Below are 1,815 nucleotides of genomic sequence, written 5' to 3'. Positions count from 1 at the left end.
GTCTGTTATAATAACGCGGAACGGGCCGGCAAAAAAGGTTTTGAGAGAGGTGGGACCGCCATGAATTTTACCATCAGGCGCTTTCAGGAGCGGGACGCGGAGCAGACCTCCGCCGTCATTGGAGCGGCGCTGCGAATCAGCAACGCCCCGGACTATCCGGCGGAGATCATTCAAGAGATGCTGGAGCTTTACGCTCCGGGAAATCTGCTGGAACAGGCGGGAAACGAGCATTTGTACGTTCTCCTGGATGGGAACAGGATAATCGGCTGCGGCGGCATCGCGCCCTATCTGGGCAGCGAAACGGAGAGCATCCTCGTCACCATCTTCGTCCTGCCGGAGTGCCAGGGAACGGGCGCGGGGCGANCGCTCATGGAAACCCTGGNGAAGGATACGTACTTCCTGCGGGCGGACCGGGTGGTGATCCACTCCTCCATCACGGCCCGGGATTTTTACCTCAAGATGGGATACCAATTTTCAGACGGCGTGGGAACCCCCGATGAGGAAGGGTGCATCCGTATGGAAAAGAAGGCCTGAAAAGAAAAGCCCTCCCGCAGAGGAGGGCTTGCTGATTCTTTCCGGGAGAAGCGGGGCCTCCGCCAGGCCCGCCGGGCGCATTCCCGAACCGCGAAGAGCCCCTCCGCTATTTCTTAACCTGGGACAGGTAGCGGTACACGCTGGCCTGGGAGCAGCCCAAGCCCGCGGCCACATCCTTCACGGCTCCCTTAAGCAGGAAAATCCCGCTCTCCTCCAGGGCGGCGATGATCAGCAGCCGCTCCTCGGAGGTCAGCCGTTTCGCCGGGACCCCCAGGCGCTCCAGCTCGTGGGCAATGGCGTCCTGGGCCACGGCCTCGGTGGAGTTGCGGAAGGTCTCCGGCCGGGAGGCGTGTTCGCCCTCCGGCGGCTGTTCCAGGGCCTGAACGAACTGGTTCGGGTGGCAGAGGGTCAGGACCTGCTGGGCAAAGCTCTGAAAGCGGCTGTCGTCAAAGTTGATGCAGAGCATCCCGATAAGCTTCCCGTCCTCCTTAATGAACATGGTGCTGGAGCGCAGGGCGTTCCCGGCGGCGGAGACGCCGGAGTAGTGCAGGCGGTAGTCCTGCCACTCATAGCTCTCGTCCTTCAAGACGCTCAGGGCCATGTTGGTCAGCGGCGCGCCGATTTCCCGGCCGCTGATGTAGCCGTTGGCAATGGCGATAATGGAGCGGTTTTTGTCCGTCAGGTCGTGGAGGGCCACCTCATAGTCCGGGCCCAGGGCGGCGCCCAGAAATTCCGTCAGCTTCACGTACTGGCGCAGCAGGGCGTTGGCGGTATCCGGCATAGGAGCCTCCTTTCCTTCCTGCGGGGGAATCCGTTCTTTCTTTTTTCCTCATTTTAGTATTATATTCCGAAAAAGAACCTCTGTCAAAAAAATTTTTTCNCATCGTGAGAAAGATCAACCTTTCAAGGGCTATTTATATTTTCCATAAAAATTATATCAGGAAAATAGTGATTCATACAAAACGCACAAAAGGGATTGACATTTTTTAGGAGTGCTGATAAAATTACCTCACATTAAGAAGCAAATGCAGCCATTTTTGTGTCATTTGCTCCTTTGCTCCCTTCCCAGGAGCGCCCGCAAAGCCCCGTCCCTCACACCAGGTACTGTCCGCTAGGCGCCCCGTCCGGCCATGGGAAAGCCGGACCGGCGACGACCGGGGTACCTCCTGAACATCTGGCGAAAGCCACACTTTATGGAGGTAAATCAAAATGGACAAGAACATGACGCACTATCCCCTGGACGTTCCCGCTCCTCATCACTTCACCTTCGCCGTCCGCGAC

General features: G+C 57.9%; 2 protein-coding genes. One reads left to right on the top strand and one right to left on the bottom strand.

Annotated features, from left to right (window positions below; genetic code table 11):
• Positions 1-534: GNAT family N-acetyltransferase (locus tag JX325_RS16150; RefSeq protein WP_204792064.1), on the top strand; the 534-nt coding region annotated here is incomplete at its 5' end.
• A 106-nt stretch (positions 535-640) separates the two neighbouring features.
• Here the strand turns inward: JX325_RS16150 and JX325_RS16145 are convergent.
• Entirely contained in the window at positions 641-1,315 is a 675-nt protein-coding gene (locus tag JX325_RS16145) for a transcriptional regulator (protein ID WP_204792063.1), read from the bottom strand.
• Positions 1,316-1,815: the final 500 nt, after the last annotated feature.

It is taken from the genome of Oscillibacter sp. CU971, from assembly GCF_905219725.1.
In the GTDB taxonomy this organism is placed as follows: domain Bacteria; phylum Bacillota; class Clostridia; order Oscillospirales; family Oscillospiraceae; genus Oscillibacter.
This window is presented reverse-complemented; position numbering and strand designations above follow the sequence as displayed.

Coding starts and splice junctions, on each gene's coding strand:
- JX325_RS16145 (WP_204792063.1), bottom strand. CDS start 1,315: ATGCCGGATACCGCCAACGCCCTGCTGCGCCAGTACGTGAAGCTGACG.